Below are 23,832 nucleotides of genomic sequence, written 5' to 3'. Positions count from 1 at the left end.
GCGAACAGCCGCTTTAGACGTGTTGATTAAGGTCTAACTCTTACCATCACTATCCCACGATTTCTCCCGTTATGTCGTGTTGGTTGCGTGCATCTGCCGGGCCGACGCTATCGCGCCATAAGCGGGCATAGAGGCCGTTCGCCGCAAGTAATTGCTCGTGGGTACCGTATTCTGCGAGCCGCCCTTTATCGACAACGGCGATCAGATCGCAGCGCTGGGCGGTGGTCAGGCGGTGCGCCACGATTAGCGCCAGGCGCTTTCTGGCACGGGCGACTTCGGTTAACGAAGACATGAGGCGCTCTTCCGCGCGGCGATCCAGGCGCGATGTGGCTTCATCGAGCAGCAGGACGTGGGCATTCGCCAACTGGGCGCGAGCCAGCGCAATCAACTGACGTTGTCCGGCGGATAAATCCGCGCCGCCGTTATTGACTGGCGTGCGGAAACCTTGCGGGAGCTGACGTACCAGCTCAAACAGGCCTGCCTGCCGTGAAGCGATCTCAACTTCGGCATTGCTGCTGGATGGCCGCGAATAACGTATATTCTCCGCAATATCGCCGCTAAAGAGCGCAACATCTTGATCGACCAGCCCGATCTGACGGCGGTAATCGGCAAGGGTTGTCGCCGTCATCTGTCGTTCCCCAATGCCGATCGTCCCGCTGGTGGGCGAATAGAGTCCGGCGATAAGTTTAATCAATGTCGACTTCCCGGCGCCGCTGCGGCCAACGACCGCCACGACACTGCCCTCGGGGATGGTCAGGGTGAGCTTGTCCAGCGCTGGCTCAGCGCTGCCGGGATAACGGTACGTAACTTCATCAAGCTGTAATGCACCCGTGGCTGGCTGGGTGGAGGAAGGAGTGACGTTTTCTGTCTCTTCGGTCGCCAACAGTTCATCAATATGTTTACCGCTGGCCGTCGCCTGCTGGAAGGAATCCACAATCCCGGATAATTGCTGTACCGGGCCATAAAACTGCCCCAGCAACAGGAAGAATGCCGCCAGCACCCCGGCGGTCATTTCGCCTTCGGCCACCCTCGATGCGCCAACCAGAAGCACGGCGGCATAGGAGGCCTCGGTACAGAAGGTCAGGAAGGGGAAGTAGACCGCAAGATATTTCTGCGCGCGTACACGGGTGGCGCGGAAGCGATCCGATAATGCGCGCAGCCGGGCGGCCTCTTGCTCCTGTTGACCATGGGATTGCACGACGCGCAGGCCGGAGACTTTCTCCTGCAGAGTGCTATTCACCTTGCCGATTTCAAGGCGCGCCTGGGCATAGGCTGGAGAGCTCAGGCGACGATAAACCCAGGTCGCCAGCGCGACTATCGGCACTGCGCTTAAGGCCGTCAACGCCAGAATGGGGTCGAGCCAGAACATGGCCGCGGCGATGGCGAACATCGTGACCAGGCTGGTGGCCGCGCCGGCAAGGCCGTTTTGCAGAAAGCGGGCGAGGGAGTCGACATCGACGGTCATCCGGGTCAGGCGTGAATCAACGTGCTTTTCATGCCAGGGGAGGGCAAGACGCAGCATATGGCCGAAGCTGCGCAAGCGTACCGTATGTTGAACCGACTCCGCCGCTCTGGCGGCGAAGATGGTTTGTAGTGAATAACAACACCAGCTTATGACCACCAGGCACAGGGCGAACAGGGCGCAGATGCCGATAGTCGCCATATCGCCTGCGGCAACCCCCGAGTCAATACCGCGCTGCAGCAGTATTAACACGCCGACGCCAGCGGCAGAATCCAGCGCGATCAGCAGGGCGGCGATGATGAACATCCACGCCACCGGCCGCAGCAGCGAGGTCAATCTACGTCCCTCTCCGGCCAGCGCCTGTTGAACCGCCTGTTCCGGCACGTGGGTCATGCGGGCGACAAAACCGTTGCCGTCAACTTCCGGCAACGCTTGCGGCTCCTCGTTCTGCATCACTGGCGTTGTTGGCCAAAGATCGCGGCAGCCGCCGGCGCCAGGTTCGAGGAAATCCCCGTCGCCGGTCATCAGCGCACGGAACGCCGGGCAGCGAGACTCAAGTTCAGCCTGGCTGCCGATGTCCACCACTTGCCCTTTATCCAACACCACGATTCGACTGGCCAACCGCAGCGTCGCCCGGCGGCGGGCAATCACCAGCAGCATGTGCTGGTCATCGGCGTAACGACCCAGCGCGGCATTGATCTCCGCTTCGGTACCGGCATCTACCGCCGATGTGGTGTCATCGAGGATCAACAGTTCCGGTGCGGTAATCAGCGCCCGCGCCAGCGCGATGCGTTGCCGTTGTCCACCGGAGAGGTTAGTGCCGCGCTCGGTTAGGCGGGTATCGAAGCCTTTCGGTAAGGCATTGATAAACTCGCTGGCGCCTGCCGCCGCCGCCGCGCGGCGAATATCTTCCATCGTCGCCTGCGGGTGGCCGTAGGCGATATTTTCCGCGACCGTTCCGGCAAACAGAAAGGCGTCTTCAAATACCACCCCCACCTGACGGCGCAACGTCTCAAGCTTGAGATCGCGAAGGTTCTGCCGACCGGCGCTGGTGTTTAGCCAAATATCGCCAGCGCTGGGATCGTAAAAGCGCGCCAGCAGCATTAGCAGCGTCGATTTACCGGATCCCGACGCGCCGACGACCGCCAGCGTTTCACCCGCCTGTAGGGAGAAGGAAACGTCGCTCAGGATACGGCTGCCGCCGCCATAACCGAAGTTCACTTTTTCTAGCTGCAGGCCAATAACGCGACCATTGAGCGCTTCGCTACCGTCAACCATTTGCGAACGGGTGTCGATCAGAGCGAATACCCGTTCTACGGATGCCTGGGTACGTTGGGCGATCACCAGGAACGACGCCAGCACGCGGGTGGGTCCGGTCAACATAGCGAGGAAACTGGCAAAGGCCACGAAGGTCCCGAGGTCAATTCGCCCGTGCATCACTGACCAGCCGCCATAGCACAGTAGAACGATTTGCCCGAGCACCGGCAGCGCCAGCATGGTAGCGCCAGGCATCGCCTGCGAGATGGCCGCGCCGATGCGCACGCGCACCATCTGCCGCGACTGACGATCCAGCCAGCGCGTTTCGCGCAGTTCCGCCACGCAGGATTTCACCACCGAGATCTGCGCCAGAACTTCGCGCATGTGCTCGGTCAGATTCGCCAGCCGGTCTGAAGCTAGCCCCGTCTGTGCGAATACCCGGCGACGGGCGCGCAGCGCGGTAATGGCAAGACACGCCAGCACGCAGACCACGATTAGCGTCATGGCCGGCGACATCCACAGCATCACGGCAATACCGGCGATGTAGTAGGTGAATACCGCCAGCGGTACCGGAGCCATCTGCAATAGGGTATGCATCTGCTGCAGATCGCTATTGGTCCGTGAAATCACCTGTCCGGTACGCAGCGCGTCCTGGCCTGCGCCATCGAGCTTTTGAATGCTGTCGAACGCTCGTCCTCGCAGGGTGTGCTGCACCCACAGCGATAGCTCGCCAGCATAGCCGCGTCGTACATAGTTACCGATGAAATCCAAAAAGGCGATCAGTAGCAGCCCGCAGGCCAGCCACGGCAGGTGGGTAGGATTTCCCGCCAGCGCATCATTTACCGCCTGTCGTGTCAGTAGCGGCGTCAGCGCGGCCAGCAGAATGGTCGACACCGACGCCACCACTACGATGGCGCTAAGTTTCTTACGTTCCCAGCACACGCGCGCAAGGCGGATTATCCATGACCGCGCGGGTGTGGGAGAGTGAGTCGCAGGCATTAAGCCTCCTCCGTCAATTTAAAGATGAAATCCGCCACGGCGGCCATTACCTTTTTTGCGCCATGGCGGCCAGTTCTTTCGCCACCTCGGTTGGGCAGGCCTGCGCCGCCATTTCCGCCGCCACCTCTTCAGAGGCCGTACGTAATGCGCGATCGTCGAGGAAAGCATTGATCATGCTGCTCGACAGACCTCCGTCGCCGGGGATGATCCCGCAGCCGCGATCGACTACCGCGCGGGCGTTTACTGGGCGATCGGCCCCCTGGCCGAAAACGATCTGTGGAATACCCGCGTGCAGCGCCGTCAGGGTGTTGCCAGCGCCGCCGTGATGGATAAAACCATCGGCACCGTTGAGGAAGGCGCCCATCGGGATCCAGTCAACCAGGCGAACGTTTGACGGTAACGCGCGTAGATCGGAGCGCGCATTGGCTGAGAGATGCAGAATGATCTCGGCATCGACTTCACTGGCGGAATCCATCACCCAGGAGATCAGATCGAGGCCATCGACCATCGGTTTGACGGTGCCCAGGCTGACCAGTAGCCTTTTGCGATCGGGCGTGCGTTCCCACCATTCCTCCCAAACCGCACCGCCGTTATACGGCACGTATTGCATGGGAATGATCGGTTCGCCATCGTTTTGCAGGATACTCATACTCGGCGGCGTCACGTCGATCCACGCCATATCCTGCGGCGGAGCTTCGACGCCGTGGCGGCGGTAGGCGTCAGCGAGCGAGCGCGTTACACCTTTGATATGCCAGGGGGTGTGGCCGAAGCCGACGGTTTGCATGACTACCGGGATATCGTATTTGGCGGCGATCAGCGGCCCGACGACCCCGAGGGGAGGATAGACGATAAGGTCGGGCCGCCAGTGTCCGGCAAACTCCACCAGTTGGTCGGCCATCTCTTCGCTGAAGAACGAGAAGTTGCCCATTTTAGTGCCGATGTTACTTTCCTTTCGCTGCGCCTCGCGACGGCGATAATCGGCCTCCGAATCGAAGCCGGGCGCGGCATCGAACACCACCAGCCCTGCCTCGGCCGCCTTTTGGGCGAATTTACCGCTACTGGCGATAAGCACTTCATGACCGTTAACGCGAAATGCCTGCGCCAAAGACAGCACCGGATACAGCAGCCCATAGAGTGGCGGGCCAACAAACAGAATACGCATGAGAAAATCCCTCTCCGCTTGACGAACTAATTCAGGAAGTCGACGCAGTCAATATGCCGGCCAGCGCGAAGTTAACTATCGTTAACCCGGCTGTGCCTGGCGCTGCGCCATTTTTTAGTTTCGCCAGCGCGGCGCACGGCAACGCCGGCGACCCTATCGCAGGCGGTGAATCCGTAGCGCGCGCTGACGAATCGGGAATTCCCTGTCCCGACTTCCATTAACGCTTGCGCGTCATTGTCCTGATGAACGGTCTGACGCCCCGCCGCACTGCCACGGCGGCTTGTAAGGCCGCATTTGCCGGATGAGAGGCCGGTCAACGCGCTGGGCGATGTCCGTAATTCCTGAAGACACCGTGTCGCATCATCCTGATAGCGTCGCCTTCGCGGGTCGGTAAGGGACAAAGCGCCGTTGTTCAGACGATGCTCGTTCCCTTACGGCCTCGGTATACCTTGCCAAATAAATCACCAATGCAAATGCTAATGAGAATAATTACCAATATCATTTGCAAATTGCAATGATAAGTAAAAACTTAATGGAACGGGTAAACGTTTATAGGACAAATCGCAGGTGAGCTTTTCAGGAGGGGCGATGGGTTCCAGTAAGTGATGTTGTTCTGCAGGAACAAAGGCCAATTGGTTGTTTTTTTATTCCGGAAAGCGGCTGCTTACCGCTCTTCATTACCCGTGTAGGATTTGTGATATGATGAAAAAGCGAAACTTTTTCTCTTTTTTCCAGGTTAAACGATACTTATGAGCGCGTTCGATCACTCGTCAGATGACACCCAGGAAACTATCGGCAACAGCATGCGCAATATATCGATATTCAACTGTTGCTAAGCGGTGAAGAACGTATTCTGTGGGGAATGGTAAATTGTGCACAGCAGTGCGAAGCGATACACGTTGAAGAGGATTATCAGTTGTGTAATGCGATTGAAAATCAGCAGGCCATTACGCTACGGCCTGGTAATTTCGTGATATTTATGCCTGGTGAGCCGCATAAACCTGGATGTATTACGACATTGCCGCAGGAGATTAAAAAGGTAGTCGTTAAGGTTAATGTTAGCCTTTTGCAAAACGAATACTGATGCTGAGATTATTCCTGGTTTTGTTTGTGTAATGTGTTCTTCATTTAAATCTGCAAAATTTAAACTAGCTTATTAGGGGGCTCCTTTTCTTAAAACATGCAATATAGGGACTGTTATGGCTATTGATATGTATCTGAAGGTTGATGGGGTAACCGGTGAATCTAACGACTCAAATCATAAAAATTGGATAGATGTTTTGTCATTTAGCTGGGCGGCTGAGCAGCCTGGGAATATGAGCGTTGGCGGCGGTGGCGGAGCGGGTAAAGTTAATTTTCAGGACCTTTCGGTACAAGCATTGATAGATAAAGCAACGCCGGCAGTTCTCAAGTTTTGCGCTAGCGGTAAACATGTCGCTAAAGTCGAACTATCAATTTGCAAAGCCGGCGGCTCGCAAATTGAGTATTCGCGTGTTGTTCTTGAAGATGTTCTGGTGACGAAAACCAGTTTTAGCGGTGTGGGTCATACCGACACTATTATGGTGAATTACCTGTTTCAGGCATCTAAAGTTAATCTGCATTATTGGGAGCAGTCTTCTCAAGGGACCAAAGGCGCAGAAACTAAATCGGGTTGGGATATCAAACAGAATAAAGAAATTTAATCGACGCTGGAGCGCCTGCAATGCCAGATATTACCTCCGAGATAAATGCGGTTCTCTCCGATCATTCCCGGTTTGACGCGGAGCAGCTGGATATTATTATTTCATTCGTCAATGAACTGGATAAAGGAACATTGAGTCAGTTTGAGAACGCTCCGGATCGCACGATTATGGATACCTATGAGCGGTTGCTTTCTGCCAGTAAAGAGCCTGCCAGAAGACAACGCGACGAAGAATACGAACTGGAATCTCTGACGGGGGCCAGTCGTCGTACTGCTACCATGAGCAATCATGCCGCGTTTTTTGATCGCTTCAGAACAACGCCTGCGCATATGTATGGTTACGGCGGTAACGTCTACCGGGATCAGACTAAAAGCTATTATGATGTAGCCGGTAAAATACTGGCAGGCATTGGCGGGCTCGCTTCTTTTGGCGCAGGTACAGCCGCCATCGCCGCCTCGCAGGCGGGTTCGTCGCTTTCGGGTATAGCAGCGCGTTATGCGTTATCTTCTGTCGGCGCGACCGGCCTGGCCGCTGGCGCGATGGCGTTGCTCCGTAATAATTTTTCCGATGTTCAGGTTGCGACGAATAAAGATTTCCTCGAAACCATCAAGTCTATCGCCAAGCTAAGAAACAAGCTGAATGATTTCTTCCAGGGCCTCAACAACAAAGTCTATTCGGATAAGACAAAAGCAGAAACGGCGCTCAACAATGAAATGAGGTCACATCCGTTACGTTTTGGTGTCGGTTCAGGAAGTCAGGTAGTACATGCAAACCTGGCCCCTATTCAACGTTTGGTCACTCAGGACTTTGTTACCGTAAACCACGAAATCAGAGCCAAAATTCTGCCGAAGGGTACAAATTCAGCCTGGAGTGTTGCGGTTTCGAGCTCAGAAATGGGTTGGGATGAACGGGTATTGGACCAGTCTAACATGGGCATTCTGCAGCAGGTCGTTCATCAGCTTTAACGCGGTTATGTTGGCGGCGAAGGGGACGACGTTCGATGGAGAGTCCGGCCGCAGAAAAGCAAAAACCCGCCTTTTGGGCGGGTTCTTTAAATAGTGGTGCCCGGACTCGGAATCGAACCAAGGACACGGGGATTTTCAATCCCCTGCTCTACCGACTGAGCTATCCGGGCAACGGGGCGCATTAAACCTGATTCACCGCGCCTCGTCAACGAAATTTATAAATTTCGCAGTAGACTGCACAATCTATCACCACTTTGCCGTAAAAGCACGCGTCGTCAGGCAAAAAAGGCCGTCCACGCGACCGAAATCGGCATTGCCAGTAGCAGGGCGGGGAGCATATTGACCACCGCGAACATCTTAATTCCGCAGATACGCAGGCCGGTCGCCACCAGCAGCATACCGCCGACGGCGCTGAAGTCGGCCATCATCATCGGCGTGGTCAGCGGCATGATAAGCGAGGCGCAGGCCGCCAGACTCAGCTGAATCAGCAGCATCGGCACCGAGATTGCCGACACCGCCAGCCCCAGGGTGCAGGCGAAAATAGTAGCGGTGAAAAAGTCGAGAAACGCTTTGGCGATAAGGATGCTGGCGTCGCCGGTCATTCCTTCGCGCATGGCGCCAAAAACGCCCGTACCGCTGGCGCAAAATAGCACGATGATCGCCACGTAGCTCTGAATATAAGACTCGTGGGCCGAGGCCTTTTTCCTGCCCTTTGGCGACAATAGTTGCTGGAGTTTGCTCACCAGAGTATTGATGCCTTTCTCCATATTACACACTTCGCCGAGCAGCGCGCCGACCAGCGTCGCCAGCACCATCACCGGCAGGTTGGCGCACTTGATGACCAGTAAAATACCAATCCCCAGTGATGCCAGCCCAAAAATCGAGGTCATCGAGGTGCGGATCCGTTCCGGCAATCGTTGGCTCAGCAGCGCGCCCAGTACGCCGCCGACAAGCACCGCGCTGGCGTTAATAAATGGCCCTATAACCAAAGTAAACTCCTGTTAATTATTCCTGATGTCCGCATTATTATGACGTTGTTTCGCCGCTAAGGCTTGCGGATACGTGGGGAGAATGCATATGGATTTCATCTTGCGCCACTTTCGGAAAGGTGCCATGATTGCGCGGATTTTCACCTCTTTACCCTGAGGCCGCCGGGATGACGACATCGCCATTACATCGCCGTTGCCGCTGCGTACTGCTGCGCGGTTTGCCTCGTTCCTTACTCCCCCTGTTCACCATGCGGTGAAGGCCACGTATGCTCACTGTAGGACAACAGTAAGATCGGACGCGTCTGCTTTTACTGATGTCCGGCGGTCGGAGCTGAATTCCGTCAGACCCGGACACATCGTTGGGCAAGGCTCCACCTTTGCCTGAGATTTTTACACTCCCGATACGGGCATTTGCGCTTATGAAATCTATGCACATTGCCGCCAGCTGCGAGCTGGTCTCCCGTCTGTCCACCCATCGCCAGGTTGTGGCGCTGGACAGCACTGATTTTACCGATGCGGCAGCGGTCGTCATCACCGCGGCGGATAGCCGCAGCGGTATCCTGGCCTTGCTCAAGCGCAGCGGATTCAATCTGCCGGTCTATCTGTTTAGCGAAACGCAAACGGATAAGCCGGAAGGGGTCATCGCGGTGATTAGCGGCAAAGAGCAGGAGTGGCTGGAGCTGGAAGCGGCCGCCTGCGGCTATGAAGAGAAACTGCTGCCGCCGTTTTTTAATACGCTTAGCCAGTACGTTGAGATGGACAACAGCACTTTCGCCTGTCCCGGCCATCAGCATGGCGCGTTCTTTAAAAAGCATCCCGCAGGCCGCCAGTTCTACGAGTTTTTCGGCGAGAACGTTTTTCGCGCCGACATGTGCAACGCCGACGTCAAGCTCGGCGATCTGCTGATCCATGAAGGTTCGGCGAAGCACGCGCAGAAATTTGCGGCAAAAGTCTTCAATGCCGATAAAACCTACTTCGTGCTTAACGGCACTTCCGCGGCGAACAAGGTCGTGACCAATGCGCTGCTGACCCGCGGCGATCTGGTACTGTTCGATCGCAATAACCATAAATCAAACCACCATGGCGCGCTGATCCAGGCCGGGGCGACGCCGGTCTATCTGGAAGCCGCGCGTAACCCGTTCGGCTTTATCGGCGGCATCGACGACCACTGCTTTGATGAAACCTACCTGCGCGAGCTGATCCGCGAAGCGGCGCCGGAAAAAGCCGACGCGCGGCGCCCGTTCCGTCTGGCGGTGATCCAACTGGGCACCTATGACGGCACGGTGTATAACGCGCGTCAGGTGGTCGATAAAATCGGCCATCTCTGCGATTACATTTTGTTTGACTCGGCGTGGGTCGGTTACGAGCAGTTTATCCCGATGATGGCTGACTGCTCGCCGCTGCTATTGGATCTCAATGAAAACGATCCGGGCATTTTTGTGACGCAATCGGTGCATAAGCAGCAGGCCGGTTTTTCGCAGACCTCACAAATCCACAAGAAAGATAACCATCTGCGCGGCCAGGCGCGTTTCTGCCCGCATAAGCGGCTGAATAACGCCTTTATGTTGCATGCTTCCACCAGTCCGTTTTATCCGCTGTTCGCCTCGCTCGATGTGAATGCCAAAATCCACGAAGGAGAGAGCGGTCGGCGGCTGTGGGCGGAGTGCGTTGAGCTGGGTATCGAAGCGCGTAAAGCGATACTAGCGCAGTGTAAATTGTTGCGGCCGTTTGTACCGCCGCTGGTCGGCGGGAAACCGTGGCAGGAGCATTCGACGGCGACTATCGCCAGTGAACGTCGCTTCTTTAGCTTCGAACCGGGCGCGAGCTGGCACGGCTTTAGCGGTTATGCTGACAATCAATACTTTGTCGATCCGTGTAAGCTGCTGCTGACCACGCCGGGCATCGATGCCGATAGCGGAGACTATACCGAGTTTGGCATCCCGGCGACCATCCTGGCGCACTACCTGCGCGAAAACGGCATCGTGCCGGAGAAGTGCGATCTCAACTCGATTTTGTTCCTGCTGACGCCGGCGGAAAGCGCGGAGAAACTGGCGCGACTGGTGGCGATGCTGGCCCAGTTCGAACAGCATATCGAAGCGGACTCGCCGCTTGCTGAGGTATTGCCGACGATTTACAACAAATACCCGGTTCGCTACCGCGATTACACCATTCGCCAGCTGTGTCAGGAAATGCACGATCTGTACGTCAGTTTTGATGTTAAAGACCTGCAAAAGGCGATGTTCCGCAAGCAGAGTTTCCCGCCGGTGGTGATGAACCCGCAGGACGCCAACCGCGAATTTATCCGCGGCAACGTTGAGCTGGTGCGCCTGTGCGAGGCCGAAGGCCGCATCGCGGCGGAAGGGGCGCTACCGTATCCGCCGGGCGTGCTGTGCGTGGTGCCGGGCGAGATCTGGGGAGGCGCGGTGCTGCGCTACTTCCTTGCGCTGGAAGAGGGAGTCAATATGCTGCCGGGCTTTTCGCCGGAGCTGCAGGGGGTTTATAGCGAAACGGATACCGATGGTATTAAGCGGTTGTATGGGTATGTGCTGAAGAAATAAAAAAAACGCCCCGCCGAACAGGCGGGGCGTTTTGCTTTTGCCAATCAGGCGTTCTGGCGCGTGGCGGCAGGCTGTCTGACGTGTTGATACTTGAACAGCGCCACGAAAGCGAAGGCCAGCACCAGCGAGTAGGCGGCGAAAATCAGCCACACGCTTTGCCAGTTAGTGATCCCCTCAACGGTAAAGTGCTCGACAACTTTGCCACTCACCATCCCACCAAGGATACAGCCGAAGCCGTTGGTCATCATCAGGAACATTCCCTGGGCGCTGGCGCGGATTTCCGGACGTACCTCTTTCTCAACGAACACTGAACCAGAGATGTTGAAGAAATCGAAGGCGCAGCCGTAGACGATCATCGACAGTACCAGCAGCACGGTACCGAACGGCGTCGGGTCGCCGAAGGCGAACAGGCCGAAGCGCAGCATCCACGCCACGATACTAATCAGCATCACGTTCTTAATGCCGTAGCGGCTAAGGAAGAACGGGATGGTCAGGATAAACAGCGTTTCGGAGATCTGCGAAATCGACATCAATACCGACGCGTGCTCGACGATAAAGCTACCGGAGAACAGCGGGTCTTTATCGAAGCTGTGCAGGAAGGTGTTGCCAAACATATTAGTGATTTGCAGTTCGGCGCCGAGCATCATGGAAAAGATAAAGAAGATTGCCATACGCTTGTTTTTAAACAGCGCAAAAGCGTTCAGGCCGAGCATCTCGGTCCAGCTCTGGTTACGTTGGGCGTTGGCGACCGGAATATGCGGCAGCGTCAGGGTGAACAGCGCCAGCAAGACCGACAGCGTCGCGCCGATATAAAGCTGCATATGGCTAAGCTCGAAGCCCGAGAAGCTAACGCCCCACATGGCGAGGATAAAGCCGATGGTGCCCCAGATACGAATTGGCGGGAAATCGGTCACGATATCCAGCCCCGCCGACTGCAGGCGGTAGTAGGAGATGGTGTTGATCAAGCCAAGCGTCGGCATATAGGCCAGCGAGTTAAGCAAGATCACGAGGAACATCTCGCCTGGCGTGGTGACCTGCGCCGCGAGGTACAGCGTTAATGCGCCGACCAGGTGGCAGATGGCATACACCCATTTGGCGCTGATCCATTTATCGGCGACGATCCCGAGCAACGTTGGCATCAGGACGGCGGCGATACCGAGCGAGCTATACACCGCACCGATGGCCGCGCCGTCAAACTTCAGCGTAACAAACATGTACGAGCCGAGCGTGGTCAGCCAACTCCCCCAAAGGCAGAACTGCAGGAACGACAGTATTTTTAACTGCAGCTTAAGATTCATGTATTTATCCTCACGAATGTGGGCTGGTTATGTTTTTTAAATAACATAACCACCGTTATTTTGATGCGATTCTATCATTCAGCGGTTGCAGGCTTCTGTTAACTGCCGCAGAAAATCGAAAGATATTACGAAGTATGTCGTATAAAAGAGAGGCCCGGTGCGATGTCCGGGCCTGCGGGAGAGGGGCTACTTACGGCGATAGCTTTTCTGCGCGGTGTTAACTTTATACAGATAACGGCGCGATTCCGCCGACGGATGGCGGGTGGTGAGCGTCTGGTAGACGTCGCCTGGGGCCATGCTGTTAATAATGTTCGCCGCCTGGACTTTATCGCTGGAGAAGACGCGCAGTACGCTGCCGGCGCCGCCGTTATAGGCGGTGATCACCGCGTAGCGACGCGAGGTGGGGTTATCGATGCCGGCGAGATAAACGTTGTTCAGCATCGCCAGATAGGCGGTACCGGTATCGATGTTATTCGCCGGGTCAAACAGATAGCTGCGGCTCGGCAGGCCGGATTTGCCCTGCGAGCGGAAGACGTCTTTCCCCGCGCTGTGCTGTACGACCTGCATCAGCCCCATGGCATCCGCGTGGCTCACCGCATAGGGGTTAAACGACGACTCTGTCTGCATTATCGCAAGGATCAGCGACTCATCAACGCCGTATTTACGCGAGGCCTGGCGCACCATGCCGAGATATTTATGCGCACGTTTATCGAGGTGGTTCGGCACCAGGTTGATGGTGATGCTATAGACCACGCGCAGGCCATTGCTGCGGCTCTTCAGGCGGGTTTGCAGCAGATAATCGGCATAGCGCGCGGCGCGCCACTCCCAGCGGATGGATTCACCTGTGTTATCAACGACCTGGCCGTAGAGGAACGGTTCTTTGGAAATCTGAATATCATCGACATCGGAATAGAGGTCGATAGAGTTGGGGTCATCGCCCATCAACAGGGTTTTGATAATCGCCTGGCGTAACCGTCCTTGCGGATCGGTCCCGGCGATGGTCTCGACGGTAATCGTACCGGCATCAAAGTTGATGTGGCTGCGGGTTTGATACTGGTCGGTATATTTTACGTAGTCCTTCGGCCCGGCGAGCAGAACTTCGTTATACCCCCAAATGTTCTCGATGTTATGGGCAAACTGGCCCATCAGGATATCGAATCCGTTAGTGTCCTTGACCCAGGCCTCGTTATATTCGGCGCCTTTTTTATTGGAACTGGAACAGGACACGAGCAGTGGCGCAATCAGCGCGAGCGCTAAGTATTTTTTCATCATTCCGGGAGTGCGTGTTGTGTTTGTTTGGTAAAGGCCGTGAGGCCCTTACTGTTGTTCCGGCGGCGTGTAGCCTTCGATGTGAACGTCTTTCCCTTCAAACAGGAACTGCACCATCTCCTGTTCCAGCAGCTTGCGGTGCTCCGGGTTCATCATGCTGAGTTTTTTCTCGTTGATCAGCATGGTCTGCTTATGCTGCCACTGCGCCCAGGCCTCTTTGGAGATTTCGTTGTAAATGCGCTTACCGAGCTCGCCCGGATAGAGCTGGAAATCCTGGCCATCCGCTTCACGCTGCAAGAAAGTACAAAAAATCGTTCTGCTCATAATCAATCCTCTTTTATAGCCGAAAAAACTAGACCGGCGTTCCGGCTTTCAACTGTTGCAACAAGCGCTCCACGGGGGCCGCCAGTCCGACCGATGGCGGCTGCGCTAAGTTATACCAGAGTGCGTTACCTTCATCCATGCATGCGCCAGATGAGTGCACTGTAAGCCACATCGGCACAATATCCAGGTGGAAATGGCTGAAAGTGTGGCGGAAGGCGGTTAATTGCGTCAGATTATCGGCCTTTATCTGACGTTGCGCCAGCCACTCGCGCAGCCCGGCTTCATCCTCAAACTGCGGAAAACAGAACAATCCGCCCCATAAACCCACCGGCGGACGTTGGGAAAGAAACACCTCGTCGCCGTGCTGCATCAGCAGGAAGTAGCCGGTGCGCTCCGGAATGGTCTGCTTCGGTTTTTTCCCCGGATATTCCGCCCATGAATGGTTAGCGTAGGCCACGCAGCCGTTACTCAGCGGGCACAGTTCGCACTTCGGCTTCGAGCGGGTACAAACCATGGCGCCGAGATCCATCATCGCCTGGTTGAAGCGTTCTACGCCCTGCGCCGGCGTCACCTCTTCGCTTATTTCCCACAGCCGTTTTTCCACCTCTTTTTTCCCCGGCCAGCCGCTCACAGCATAGCAGCGGGCGAGTACCCGCTTCACGTTGCCGTCGAGAATCGGATAATGCTGACCGAGCGAAAGGGATAAAATCGCCCCCGCCGTCGAGCGCCCGACGCCGGGAAGCGCGGCCACCTCTTCAAAGGTTTGCGGGAACTCGCCGCCGTGTTGCGTGGCGACCTGCTGCGCGGCTTTATGTAAATTGCGCGCCCGCGCGTAGTAGCCAAGGCCGGTCCACAGATGCAGCACTTCATCCAGCGGGGCGTTGGCTAAATCAACAACCGTTGGGAAATGCGCCATAAAGCGTTCAAAATAGGGAATAACCGTGGTGACCTGGGTTTGTTGCAACATCACTTCGGAGAGCCATACTTTGTAGGGCGTCTTGGCGATTTGCCAGGGCAGGGTTTTACGGCCGTATTTGTCGTACCAGTCCAGGACCTGGGCTGAAAATTGCGCGGCGAGAAAAGTCAAAGCTACGGCTCCGGAATCGCGATTACAGGGTGGCAGATTGCAGCACAAGGGCGAGTGGCTGTAAACCCTTGCATCCGCCGGGTAACTTTGGATAATGCCCGTTTTCCGAACACATTCACAAGCAGACTTAACTTTTATGAAAAACGACGTCATTTCTCCGGAATTCGATGAAAACGGTCGCCCGCTGCGCCGTATTCGTAGCTTCGTCCGTCGCCAGGGCCGCCTGACGAAAGGGCAGCAGCATGCGCTGGATAACATTTGGCCGGTGATGGGCGTTGAATTCAACGATGCGCCGCTCGATTTCACCGCCCTGTTTGGCCGCGAAGCGCCGGTCACCTTAGAAATTGGTTTCGGCATGGGCGCCTCGCTGGTGGCGATGGCGAAAGCTAAACCGGAGCAAAACTTCCTCGGTATTGAAGTGCACTCGCCGGGCGTCGGCGCATGTCTGGCGTCCGCGGAAGAAGAAGGCGTACAAAATCTGCGCGTAATGTGTCACGATGCGGTCGAAGTGCTGCACACTATGATCCCGGATAACTCGCTGAATATGGTGCAGCTGTTTTTCCCTGACCCGTGGCATAAAGCGCGTCATAATAAACGTCGTATCGTGCAGCCGCCTTTCGCCGAGCTGGTGAAAAGTAAGCTGAAGCTGGGCGGCGTCTTCCATATGGCGACCGACTGGGAAGCCTATGCCGAGCATATGCTGGAAGTGATGTCTTCGCTGGAAGGCTATCGTAACCTGTCGGAAAGTAACGATTACGTACCGCGCCCGGAATCGCGCCCGGTAACCAAATTTGAACAACGTGGTCATCGTCTTGGCCACGGCGTATGGGACTTAATGTTCGAGAGGGTGAAATAATGGCCAAGAATCGTAGCCGTCGTCTGCGTAAAAAAATGCATATCGACGAGTTTCAGGAGTTAGGTTTCTCCGTAGCCTGGCGTTTCCCGGAAGGGACCAGCGAAGAGCAGATCGACCAGACGGTCAACGATCTGATTGAAGAGGTCATTGAGCCGAACAAACTGGCCTTTGACGGCAGCGGTTATCTCTCGTGGGAAGGGCTCATCTGCATGCAGGAAATCGGTAAATGTACCGAAGAGCATCAGGCCATCGTTCGCAAGTGGCTGGAAGATCGTAAATTAGCGGATGTGCGCACCAGCGAACTTTTTGACGTCTGGTGGGACTAAGTTTGACAAGGGTCGGCAATTGCCGGCCCGATTTGTCTTAAGGGAGTAAAAAGATGCGCAAAACGCTGCTGGCGGTGGCGCTTTCCGTCACCGCTTTGTCTGCCCACGCGGACTACCAGTGTAGCGTCACGCCGCGTGACGATGTGATCCTCAGCCCGCAGCAGGTGCAGGTGAAGGGTGAAAACGGCGATCTGGTGATTAAGCCGGACGGCAATCTGACCTTTAACGGTAAAGCCTATGCCCTTAGCGCCGCCCAGCGCGAACAGGCGCAAGATTATCAGGCCGGTCTGCGCAGCAGCCTGCCGTGGATTGACGACGGCGCGCGCTCGCGCGTCGAAAAGGGCCGCAAGGCGCTGGATAAAATCATCACCGAGCAGGTCGGCGCCAGCAGCAGTATGCATAGCCGCCTGACCAAGCTGGACGCGCAGCTGAAAGAACAGATGAACCGCATTATCGAACGTCGCAGCGATGGCCTGACTTTCCACTATAAAGCTATCGATCAGGTTCGCGCCGATGGCCAACAACTGGTGAATCAGGCGATGGGCGGCATTCTGCAGGACAGCATTAACGAGATGGGCGCGAAAGCGGTGCTCAAAGGCGGCGGCAATCCGCTGCAGGGCATTCTCGGCAGTCTTGGCGGCCTGCAAACCGCAATTCAGGATGAGTGGAAAAACCAGGAAGCGGATTTCCAGCAGTTCGGCAAAGATGTCTGCGGCCGGGTGGTCTCGCTGGAAGAGAGCCGCAAAGCGCTGGTTGGCTCGTTAAAATAATCAAGATTTCGCGGCCCGCAGTCCTTTGGGCCGCGCTCTTCTCCACTCAGGCCCGGCCGTGCGACACGCGTGAACGGCGAGCCAGAGAATCAATGATGACCGCAATCGCCAATACCGCGCCGGTAATGATATAGCGCAGCGATGACGGCAGGTTCAACAGCGTCAGCCCATTTGAAATCGACTGAATCACGATGATCCCCAATAGCGCGGACCAGGCGCTGCCGCGTCCGCCGAACAGGCTGGTGCCGCCGATCACCGCCGCGGCGATGGCGTTGAGGTTGACGTCGCCGGTGCCGGCCTGCTGGCTGGCGGAAGCCAGTCGCGACGCCGCGAGAATGCCGCCGAAGGTCGCAAGCGTGGTACACAGTACAAAAGCGCTCACATAAATCGCCCGCACGTTAATCCCCGAACGGCGCGCCGCTTCACGGTTGCCGCCAACCGCGAACATCGAGCGACCCCATTTTGTCCGTTTCAGCGCGTAGTTGAGGATCATCACGCAGGCGACAAAGAGACCGAAAATCCACGGAATACCGCGCCCCTGATTGAGGTAAAGCACCGCGGCCTCGAAGATAATCGTCAGCGCGATCGCGCGCGCCAGTAGCGAGCTGACTCCCTCGGCGGAAAGATTGGCCGCCAGGCGCCGCGAGCGTTTTTTCAGACCAAAGACAATAATCGCCAGCCCTGGCAGCAATGCCATCAGGTGTGAGAACCAGGCGGGCATCACCAGCAGTTGGCCAAAGCGTACCAGCGGCGATGTGTAGGGCAGGTTAATGCTGCCGCTCGGCCCGAGGATATACAGCTGCATGCCCAGCAGCGCCAGCAGGCCGGCGAGAGTGGCGACGAAACTCGGCATTCCGACGCGGTTATACAGCAGCGCGTAGACCAGCCCGACGGCCACGCCGCAGGCCAGCGCCACGGCGATGGCTCCCGCCAGCGGCCATCCTGCGTTTACCCACAGCACGCCGACGATAGCCGATGCCAGGCCGCTCATGGAGCCAACCGACAGGTCTATCTCGCCAAGCATCAGCACGCAGACGATGCCGAGCGAGATAAACCCGACCGTCGCGCAGTCAAACAGCAGGTTCACCAGGTTATTCGGCGCGATATAGACCGGATTGAGAAAGGTGAAGACCAGGGAAATCACAATCAGCCCGGCTATCACCGGCGCGGTGCCGAGGTCGCCGGTTTTGATGCGGGTTATCTGCGCGCGCAGGGCGCCAAACAGCCCCTCGTCGTGACGAACGCGCTCATCGCTGCGGTCCAGCGCGGTGTGGGATGCGGTCTTACTGTTCATAAAATTACATCGCTCCGGAAGTCGTGGGCTGTGATTTACGTTCAACCCGGCGTGAGACGGCGTTTTCCGTCGCGCCGGTGATCGCGGCGACCAGATCCTGATTAGAAGCATCGGGCGTGAAGATCCCTTTGTTGCGCCCGAGACGCAGCACCACGATACGGTCGGCGACGGCGCGAACGTCTTCCATGTTGTGACTGATGATGATGACGCCAAGCCCGCGCTCGCGAACGCGCTCAATCAGGTTGAGTACTTCCGCGGTCTGCGCGACCCCCAGCGCCGCGGTGGGCTCATCGAGCATAATGATTTTAGGGTTCAGCAGCAGCGAACGGGCGATGGCGACGGTCTGCCGCTGGCCGCCGGAAAGCGATGCCACCGGTTCGCGTACCGACGGAATACGTGCCGCCAGCTCCTGCAGCAGCGTCCAGGCCTTCACTTCCATCGCTACTTCATCGAGCTGGAACGGCGAAATTTCATGGCCCAGAAACAGGTTTGCCACTACATCAAGGTTTTCGCACAGCGCCAGATCCTGAAACACCGTAGCAATACCGTATTCCAGCGCTTTGCCGGGGCTATCGAGGGTGACGGGGTTGCCGTCAAACTCAATGGTGCCGGAGGTCGGCTGGTGGACGCCGGCGAGGATCTTCACCAGCGTGGATTTGCCCGCGCCGTTGTCTCCGACTAGCGCGACCACCTCGCCGGCGTGGACTTCTAATTCGATATCCGTCAGCGCGGACACCGCGCCAAAATGTTTAGAGACGTTGCGCAGTTGCAGTATTGGCCGCCCGGCGGCGGAGTTGTGTTGTTGTTGCGGCATACAAAACGACCTCAATAATGGCGAAATCACGCCCGCCGCGGCGGGCGCAGGGGCACAGCTTACTTGCTGATGCCTAACTTCTGGCAGGCGGCGGCGTACTCGCCGCTACACACCTGATCCCAGGTCTGGATTTTTTTATCGAAGATTTCCGCTTTGATGTTTTTGGCCGTCACCACTTCCGGGGTAAATAGCTGGGAAGGGGTGTTGTACAAGGTGGTGCTGGCCTGCGGTTTTTTGCCCTGAATAAAATCAACCGCCACTTTGGCCGCCGCCGCGGCGACGATCTCCGATGGTTTGGAGATGGTGTTGTACTGGTCGCCGGCGATGATCAGCTGCAGCGCGGCGATAGTGGCGTCATTGCCGGTGACCGGCGGCAGCGGCTGGACGCCGGCAGCCTTAAAGGCGGCAATCGCGCCGCCGCCGGTACCGTCGTTCGCCGCGACCACGCCCTTAATTTTGTCGCCAAAGCGGGTAACCTGCCCGGCGGTCCACTCCTGGGCTTTCGGCGGCGCCCACTCCGGGGTGTCAAATTCGGCCAGCGTTTTGTAACCGGACTCTTTCAATCCGCGATGGATACCGTCGCGGATCAGCCCTGCGGCGGCATCGGTTGGCGAACCGTTAATTTGCAGCACACCGGCATCCTGCGGCACGCCGCTCGCTTTCAAATGGTCGGTGAGAGATTTCGCGATGGCGTAGCCAATGCCCTCGTTATCAAACGAAACATAAAAATCGGCCGGTTTGTTTGGCACCGGGCGGTCATAGGCGATGACCTTAACCCCTTGAGCCTGGGCGTTTTCGACCAGCGCGGCGGCGGCGGAAGAGTCAACCGGATCCAGGACGATCACTTTCGCCCCTTGGGCGATAACCGAGTTGAACTGCTGCTGCTGAAGCGACGCGTTGGCGTTGGCATTCTGATAAATGACCTTACAATCCGCGCAAAGCTTGCTCATTTCCGCCTTAAAACCGGGGAAGTCGTGCTGCTCATAGCGGGTAGAGGCCTGATCGGGCATTAAAAAGGCCACGGTGGCGGGCTCTGCAGACCAGGCTGAAGCCGTGATGGTGCCGGATAGTGCGGCGAGTGTGATAAAAATATTACGGTAATTCATTGTGTTACCCTCTTTTTTATAGGCTTAAGCCCGCCGGGTTGCGCCGACGTTACAGAGACTTTTTTTAATCAGAGTTACCAATAATTCACATGCAGGATACTTCGGTTTTACATTTGCTCAACCGATGAAGCAGGATTACCACTGTGCAAAAAATGAGTCAAGAAAAGGAAAAAAGTCGATCTGATTTTGTGATTCGCTGCAAATAAGCGAACAAAAAAACGCCAGTCAATTTGACCGTAGCGGGAGAGGATATAGGGGGAAGATACGGGCGACGATGCGCCGCCCGCAGGGATTACTCTTCGCTGAGGAACAGCTCCAGCAGCGAATTTAAAAACAGCTTACCGTGCTCGGTAATTTGCCAGTTTTGCGCATCTTCCAGCAGATAGCCTTTGGCGATAGCGGCATCGATTTGCGGACGGATAACCTGCTCATCAAGGCCGGTATACAAGATGAACTCCGCGCGCGGCGCGGCCTCCAGCAGGCGGAAGCGGTTCATAAAGAACTCGAACGGTTTATCCGCCGCCTCCACGTCGTGCTGGCGCTCCAGGTAACGGCCTTCCATGTAGCCGCGCGGGTGACGGGTTTTTGCCGTACGCAGAATGCGGCCGTCAGGGAAGGTCACTTTGCCGTGTGCGCCGCAGCCGATACCGAGGTAGTCGCCAAAGCGCCAGTAGTTGAGATTGTGCTGGCACTGATAGCCTGGTTTGGCGTAAGCGGAGGTCTCGTACTGCTGATAACCTGCGGCGCTTAGCAATTGATGCCCCTGCTCGAAAATATCCCACAGCGCGTCGTCATCCGGTAACACCGGCGGGCGCGAACCAAACAGCGTGTTCGGCTCAATAGTCAACTGATACCACGACAGATGCGGCGGATTCAGCGCGATCGCCTGGCGTAAGTCATCCAGCGCTTCTTCCAGCGACTGGTCCGGCAGGCCATGCATTAAATCGAGGTTAAAGCTACGCAGCCCCAGGCCGCTCGCCAGCCGCGCCGCGCGCTTTGCCTCTTCAGGACCGTGAATACGCCCCAGACGCTGCAATTTGGGCTCGCTAAAGCTCTGCACGCCGATGGAGATACGGTTGACCCCGGCACGCTGATACTCAACGAAGCGATCGGCCTCCACGGTCCCCGGATTGGCTTCCATGGTGATCTCCGCATCCGCCGCCAGCGGCAGGCAGGCGCGCACGCCATCAAGCAGGGTTTGCATCGCCGGGCCGGAAAGCAGGCTCGGCGTACCGCCGCCGATAAAAATAGTCTTAATTTCACGTCCCTGTGCGTATGGCGCATCGTGGCGCAGATCGGCAAGCAGGTGCTGGACGTAGTCGTCGTGCGGCACTTCGCCCTTTAACGCATGCGAATTGAAATCGCAGTACGGGCATTTCTGCACGCACCACGGGATATGAATATAAAGACTCAGAGGCGGCAAATTAGCCATTACGTAATGCTTCCAGTAACAGTTTCAGCGCCTGCCCGCGGTGGGAAATGGCGCTTTTCTCTTCACGGCTCAGCTCCGCTGCGGTTTTACCCTCGGACGGAACAAAGAAAATCGGGTCATAGCCAAAGCCGCCGTTACCCGCCGCCTGACGAGTAATCACGCCCGGCCAGCTGCCATGGCATACCAGCGGCGTCGGGTCTTCGGCATGACGCAGATACACCAGCACGCAGTGGAAATGGGCCTGGCGTTGCTCATCGGGCACATCCTGTAGAGCATCCAGCAGCTTTTCCAGATTCTGCAGGTCGCTGGCGTTTTCACCCGAGTAGCGAGCGGAGTAAATTCCCGGCGCGCCGCCCAGCGCATCCACCGCCAGACCCGAATCGTCGGCAATGGCCGGCAGGCCGGTGACCTGCGCGGCGTGACGCGCTTTGAGGATCGCGTTTTCGATAAAGGTCAGGCCGGTTTCTTCGGCGGAATCGACCCCAAGCTCAGTCTGGGCGACGATGTCGAGGCCAAAATCTTCCAGCAGCGAGGCCAGCTCGTGAACTTTACCGGCGTTGCCGGTAGCGAGTACAACTTTTTGCATATTCAATCCTGTTTAGTCAGCCAGCGCCGCGACGGCGGGCGGGATCTGCTGCGGGTGAATGATTTTTATCTGTTTATGACGGCCCAGTTCGCCTTTTTCGATAAGCACCTGGCTTTTCGCGACGCGGAACTGTTTAGCGAGATATTTTACCAGATGGGCATTTGCCTGGCCGTCGATGGGTGGGGCGGTGATGGCGACTTTGAGCTCGTCGCCATGCAGACCAACAAGGCTGTCGCGGCTGGCCTTTGGCTGAATATACAGCCTGAGCACCAGCCCGTCAGCGCAGACTTCAACGGCACTCATAGCGCCATCCACAGCCCCGGAAGCAGGACATTGCCAGTAGCTTGCAGCAGCTCGGCGATACCCATGTTAATCACGTACAGCAGCAGGACCAGCACCATCGGCGAAAAGTCGATGCCGCCCATGGATGGCAGCAGGTTGCGGATCGGGCGCAGCAGCGGGTCGGCCAACTGCATCAGCACGTATTCCACCGGGCTGCGGCCCTGGCTTACCCAGCTCATGATCGCCATCAATAGCAGCACCCAGAAAATCAGCGAACCGATGGTTTTCAGCAGGATCAGCACCGCGGCAATCCAGATAATCGGCTGGAAGGTGACCACCATAAACAGCACGATCGCCTTGATAACGCAGAGCACGAAGGCGACCAGCAGGGAGGCGCTATCCAGCGGCCCCATTGCCGGGATAATCCGGCGCAGCGGCCCGACGATTGGCTGGGTCGCTTTCACGACGAACTGTGAAAACGGATTGTAAAAGTCGCAGCGCGCCCACTGCATCCAGACGCGTAACAACATGACCATTGTGTAGAGCTCAATGACCGTTGAGAGCAGGAAGGTCAACGTCTTCATGGCGTTCCTCAGATTCCTTATTTTTTGCTGTAGTCGCGCGCGCCGAAGATTGCGGTCCCGATGCGCACCATAGTGCTTCCCGCCGCGATAGCGGCTTCCATGTCATCCGACATGCCCAGAGAGAGCGTATCAACCGAAGGGTAGAGCGTTTTCAGTTGCGCGAATGCTACCGCCATTTGTTGGGCGACGGCAAACTGCCTTTCATACTCTGACTCCGGCGCCGGAATGGCCATTAACCCGCGAAGCTGGAGGTTCGGTAAGGCGGCGACACCGGCGGCTAAAGCGTCAAGCTCCGCCAGCGGGATCCCGGATTTACTCTGTTCATCGCTGATGTTGATTTGAATCAGCACGTTCAGCGGCGGTAAATCCGCCGGACGTTGCTCGCTCAGGCGGGTGGCGATTTTCAACCGGTCGACGGTGTGGCACCAGTCAAAATGTTCGGCCACCAGCCGGCTTTTGTTGGACTGCAGCGGGCCGATGAAGTGCCACTGCAGACCGCTGGCGCCCGCCTGCTGGAAATAGCGGATTTTATCCACCCCTTCCTGGACGTAGTTTTCGCCGAATGCCCGCTGTCCTGCGGTCATTGCTTCTTCGATAGCGCTCGCAGGTTTGGTTTTACTCACTGCAAGCAACGTAACTTCTTCTGAAGCGCGGCCGCAGCGGGCGGCGGCGCCTGAGATTTTATCCCGGACCTGTGCCAGGTTATGCGCAATATCGTTCATATTCCGAG

The 23,832-nt window shown here is 56.9% G+C and carries 22 protein-coding genes, 1 tRNA gene and 1 pseudogene; 8 read left to right on the top strand and 16 right to left on the bottom strand.

All coding sequences use genetic code 11. The annotated features are described in order from the left end of the window. Positions 1-49: 49 nt before the first annotated feature. Both iroC and iroB read right to left on the bottom strand, forming a co-directional pair. Positions 50-3,718 carry a salmochelin/enterobactin export ABC transporter IroC gene (gene iroC / locus PGQ95_RS01770; RefSeq protein ID WP_395226640.1) on the bottom strand — a complete coding sequence of 1,223 codons (3,669 nt, stop codon included), beginning with the start codon at positions 3,716-3,718 and terminating at the stop codon, positions 50-52. Between the two features lie 46 nt (positions 3,719-3,764). Next, positions 3,765-4,880 carry a salmochelin biosynthesis C-glycosyltransferase IroB gene (gene iroB / locus PGQ95_RS01765; protein WP_113373051.1) on the bottom strand — a complete coding sequence of 372 codons (1,116 nt, stop codon included), beginning with the start codon at positions 4,878-4,880 and terminating at the stop codon, positions 3,765-3,767. A gap of 53 nt (positions 4,881-4,933) precedes the next feature. On the opposite strand from iroB, the gene PGQ95_RS01760 reads away from it, so the two are divergent. From PGQ95_RS01760 to PGQ95_RS01745, 4 genes and pseudogenes are all read left to right on the top strand, one after another. Then, entirely contained in the window at positions 4,934-5,101 is a 168-nt protein-coding gene (locus PGQ95_RS01760; RefSeq protein WP_113373050.1) for a hypothetical protein, read from the top strand. Between the two features lie 581 nt (positions 5,102-5,682). Continuing rightward, positions 5,683-5,964, top strand: a pseudogene (locus PGQ95_RS01755) (YhcH/YjgK/YiaL family protein); the annotation flags it as partial. 115 nt (positions 5,965-6,079) lie between these two features. Further along, the gene (locus PGQ95_RS01750; protein WP_015369713.1) at positions 6,080-6,562 is read left to right on the top strand and encodes an Hcp family type VI secretion system effector; all 483 of its coding nucleotides are present in this window, start codon (positions 6,080-6,082) and stop codon (positions 6,560-6,562) included. A gap of 20 nt (positions 6,563-6,582) precedes the next feature. Further along, positions 6,583-7,527: a transcriptional regulator gene (locus PGQ95_RS01745; protein ID WP_113373046.1), complete on the top strand. Its 945-nt coding sequence runs from the start codon at positions 6,583-6,585 to the stop codon at positions 7,525-7,527. Positions 7,528-7,621: 94 nt separating this feature from the next. Here the strand turns inward: PGQ95_RS01745 and PGQ95_RS01740 are convergent. Both PGQ95_RS01740 and PGQ95_RS01735 read right to left on the bottom strand, forming a co-directional pair. Further along, positions 7,622-7,697: transfer RNA gene (locus PGQ95_RS01740), tRNA-Phe, on the bottom strand. Between the two features lie 105 nt (positions 7,698-7,802). Beyond that, on the bottom strand, positions 7,803-8,516 hold the full coding sequence (locus tag PGQ95_RS01735; RefSeq protein WP_045379610.1) for a DUF554 domain-containing protein: 714 nt from the start codon (positions 8,514-8,516) through the stop codon (positions 7,803-7,805). A gap of 419 nt (positions 8,517-8,935) precedes the next feature. Between PGQ95_RS01735 and PGQ95_RS01730 the strand changes: the two genes are divergently transcribed. Further along, positions 8,936-11,074, top strand: coding sequence for an ornithine decarboxylase (locus tag PGQ95_RS01730; protein WP_430916807.1), 2,139 nt, complete (start codon positions 8,936-8,938; stop codon positions 11,072-11,074). Between the two features lie 44 nt (positions 11,075-11,118). Here the strand turns inward: PGQ95_RS01730 and PGQ95_RS01725 are convergent, their stop codons facing one another. The 4 genes from PGQ95_RS01725 to mutY all read right to left on the bottom strand — a co-directional run bounded on the left by PGQ95_RS01725 (position 11,119) and on the right by mutY (position 15,052). Then, positions 11,119-12,372 carry a nucleoside permease gene (locus PGQ95_RS01725; RefSeq protein ID WP_045392094.1) on the bottom strand — a complete coding sequence of 418 codons (1,254 nt, stop codon included), beginning with the start codon at positions 12,370-12,372 and terminating at the stop codon, positions 11,119-11,121. 186 nt (positions 12,373-12,558) lie between these two features. Further along, a complete protein-coding gene (mltC, locus tag PGQ95_RS01720) occupies positions 12,559-13,641 on the bottom strand; it encodes a membrane-bound lytic murein transglycosylase MltC (protein ID WP_015369719.1) in 1,083 nt (360 codons plus the stop codon). 48 nt (positions 13,642-13,689) lie between these two features. Next, positions 13,690-13,965, bottom strand: coding sequence for an oxidative damage protection protein (locus tag PGQ95_RS01715; RefSeq protein ID WP_045392090.1), 276 nt, complete (start codon positions 13,963-13,965; stop codon positions 13,690-13,692). A gap of 28 nt (positions 13,966-13,993) precedes the next feature. Then, positions 13,994-15,052, bottom strand: a complete 1,059-nt coding sequence (gene mutY, locus PGQ95_RS01710) for an A/G-specific adenine glycosylase (protein WP_113373044.1) — start codon at positions 15,050-15,052, stop codon at positions 13,994-13,996. A 136-nt stretch (positions 15,053-15,188) separates the two neighbouring features. Between mutY and trmB the strand changes: the two genes are divergently transcribed. Genes trmB through PGQ95_RS01695 form a run of 3 tightly spaced genes read left to right on the top strand, consistent with a single transcriptional unit; the run spans position 15,189 to position 17,004 of the window. Further along, on the top strand, positions 15,189-15,908 hold the full coding sequence (gene trmB / locus PGQ95_RS01705) for a tRNA (guanosine(46)-N7)-methyltransferase TrmB (RefSeq protein WP_430916804.1): 720 nt from the start codon (positions 15,189-15,191) through the stop codon (positions 15,906-15,908). Continuing rightward, positions 15,908-16,234, top strand: a complete 327-nt coding sequence (locus PGQ95_RS01700) for a YggL family protein (RefSeq protein ID WP_015369722.1) — start codon at positions 15,908-15,910, stop codon at positions 16,232-16,234. The genes trmB and PGQ95_RS01700 overlap by 1 nt, the downstream gene beginning before the upstream one ends. Before the next feature lie 53 nt (positions 16,235-16,287). After that, on the top strand, positions 16,288-17,004 hold the full coding sequence (locus PGQ95_RS01695; RefSeq protein ID WP_087859784.1) for a DUF2884 domain-containing protein: 717 nt from the start codon (positions 16,288-16,290) through the stop codon (positions 17,002-17,004). 46 nt (positions 17,005-17,050) lie between these two features. On the opposite strand, the gene PGQ95_RS01690 is transcribed toward PGQ95_RS01695, so the two are convergent. The 8 genes from PGQ95_RS01690 to PGQ95_RS01655 form a co-directional block, all read right to left on the bottom strand. After that, a complete protein-coding gene (locus PGQ95_RS01690; RefSeq protein WP_430916802.1) occupies positions 17,051-18,298 on the bottom strand; it encodes a sugar ABC transporter permease in 1,248 nt (415 codons plus the stop codon). Between the two features lie 4 nt (positions 18,299-18,302). Continuing rightward, positions 18,303-19,112 (bottom strand): ATP-binding cassette domain-containing protein, encoded by an 810-nt coding sequence (locus PGQ95_RS01685; RefSeq protein WP_004181271.1) that lies wholly within the window; start codon positions 19,110-19,112, stop codon positions 18,303-18,305. A gap of 59 nt (positions 19,113-19,171) precedes the next feature. After that, positions 19,172-20,218: an ABC transporter substrate-binding protein gene (locus PGQ95_RS01680; RefSeq protein WP_430916800.1), complete on the bottom strand. Its 1,047-nt coding sequence runs from the start codon at positions 20,216-20,218 to the stop codon at positions 19,172-19,174. A 292-nt stretch (positions 20,219-20,510) separates the two neighbouring features. After that, positions 20,511-21,650, bottom strand: coding sequence for a radical SAM family heme chaperone HemW (hemW, locus tag PGQ95_RS01675; RefSeq protein WP_430916798.1), 1,140 nt, complete (start codon positions 21,648-21,650; stop codon positions 20,511-20,513). Next, complete coding sequence (locus PGQ95_RS01670) at positions 21,643-22,236, bottom strand: XTP/dITP diphosphatase (protein WP_430916796.1); 594 nt, start codon at positions 22,234-22,236, stop codon at positions 21,643-21,645. The genes hemW and PGQ95_RS01670 overlap by 8 nt, the downstream gene beginning before the upstream one ends. A 12-nt stretch (positions 22,237-22,248) precedes the next feature. Beyond that, a complete protein-coding gene (gene yggU / locus PGQ95_RS01665; protein ID WP_308958903.1) occupies positions 22,249-22,539 on the bottom strand; it encodes a DUF167 family protein YggU in 291 nt (96 codons plus the stop codon). Further along, the gene (locus PGQ95_RS01660; RefSeq protein WP_015369729.1) at positions 22,536-23,102 is read right to left on the bottom strand and encodes a YggT family protein; all 567 of its coding nucleotides are present in this window, start codon (positions 23,100-23,102) and stop codon (positions 22,536-22,538) included. The genes yggU and PGQ95_RS01660 overlap by 4 nt, the downstream gene beginning before the upstream one ends. Positions 23,103-23,119: 17 nt before the next feature. Next, entirely contained in the window at positions 23,120-23,824 is a 705-nt protein-coding gene (locus PGQ95_RS01655; protein ID WP_032715810.1) for a YggS family pyridoxal phosphate-dependent enzyme, read from the bottom strand. Positions 23,825-23,832: the final 8 nt, after the last annotated feature.

It is taken from the genome of Klebsiella sp. 141240, from assembly GCF_050600805.1.
In the GTDB taxonomy this organism is placed as follows: domain Bacteria; phylum Pseudomonadota; class Gammaproteobacteria; order Enterobacterales; family Enterobacteriaceae; genus Klebsiella; species Klebsiella aerogenes.
This window is presented reverse-complemented; position numbering and strand designations above follow the sequence as displayed.

Coding starts and splice junctions, on each gene's coding strand:
- iroC (WP_395226640.1), bottom strand. CDS start 3,718: ATGCCTGCGACTCACTCTCCCACACCCGCGCGGTCATGGATAATCCGC.
- iroB (WP_113373051.1), bottom strand. CDS start 4,880: ATGCGTATTCTGTTTGTTGGCCCGCCACTCTATGGGCTGCTGTATCCG.
- PGQ95_RS01760 (WP_113373050.1), top strand. CDS start 4,934: ATGCCGGCCAGCGCGAAGTTAACTATCGTTAACCCGGCTGTGCCTGGC.
- PGQ95_RS01750 (WP_015369713.1), top strand. CDS start 6,080: ATGGCTATTGATATGTATCTGAAGGTTGATGGGGTAACCGGTGAATCT.
- PGQ95_RS01745 (WP_113373046.1), top strand. CDS start 6,583: ATGCCAGATATTACCTCCGAGATAAATGCGGTTCTCTCCGATCATTCC.
- PGQ95_RS01730 (WP_430916807.1), top strand. CDS start 8,936: ATGAAATCTATGCACATTGCCGCCAGCTGCGAGCTGGTCTCCCGTCTG.
- PGQ95_RS01725 (WP_045392094.1), bottom strand. CDS start 12,372: ATGAATCTTAAGCTGCAGTTAAAAATACTGTCGTTCCTGCAGTTCTGC.
- mltC (WP_015369719.1), bottom strand. CDS start 13,641: ATGAAAAAATACTTAGCGCTCGCGCTGATTGCGCCACTGCTCGTGTCC.
- PGQ95_RS01715 (WP_045392090.1), bottom strand. CDS start 13,965: ATGAGCAGAACGATTTTTTGTACTTTCTTGCAGCGTGAAGCGGATGGC.
- trmB (WP_430916804.1), top strand. CDS start 15,189: ATGAAAAACGACGTCATTTCTCCGGAATTCGATGAAAACGGTCGCCCG.
- PGQ95_RS01700 (WP_015369722.1), top strand. CDS start 15,908: ATGGCCAAGAATCGTAGCCGTCGTCTGCGTAAAAAAATGCATATCGAC.
- PGQ95_RS01695 (WP_087859784.1), top strand. CDS start 16,288: ATGCGCAAAACGCTGCTGGCGGTGGCGCTTTCCGTCACCGCTTTGTCT.
- PGQ95_RS01690 (WP_430916802.1), bottom strand. CDS start 18,298: ATGAACAGTAAGACCGCATCCCACACCGCGCTGGACCGCAGCGATGAG.
- PGQ95_RS01685 (WP_004181271.1), bottom strand. CDS start 19,112: ATGCCGCAACAACAACACAACTCCGCCGCCGGGCGGCCAATACTGCAA.
- PGQ95_RS01680 (WP_430916800.1), bottom strand. CDS start 20,218: ATGAATTACCGTAATATTTTTATCACACTCGCCGCACTATCCGGCACC.
- hemW (WP_430916798.1), bottom strand. CDS start 21,650: ATGGCTAATTTGCCGCCTCTGAGTCTTTATATTCATATCCCGTGGTGC.
- PGQ95_RS01670 (WP_430916796.1), bottom strand. CDS start 22,236: ATGCAAAAAGTTGTACTCGCTACCGGCAACGCCGGTAAAGTTCACGAG.
- yggU (WP_308958903.1), bottom strand. CDS start 22,539: ATGAGTGCCGTTGAAGTCTGCGCTGACGGGCTGGTGCTCAGGCTGTAT.
- PGQ95_RS01660 (WP_015369729.1), bottom strand. CDS start 23,102: ATGAAGACGTTGACCTTCCTGCTCTCAACGGTCATTGAGCTCTACACA.
- PGQ95_RS01655 (WP_032715810.1), bottom strand. CDS start 23,824: ATGAACGATATTGCGCATAACCTGGCACAGGTCCGGGATAAAATCTCA.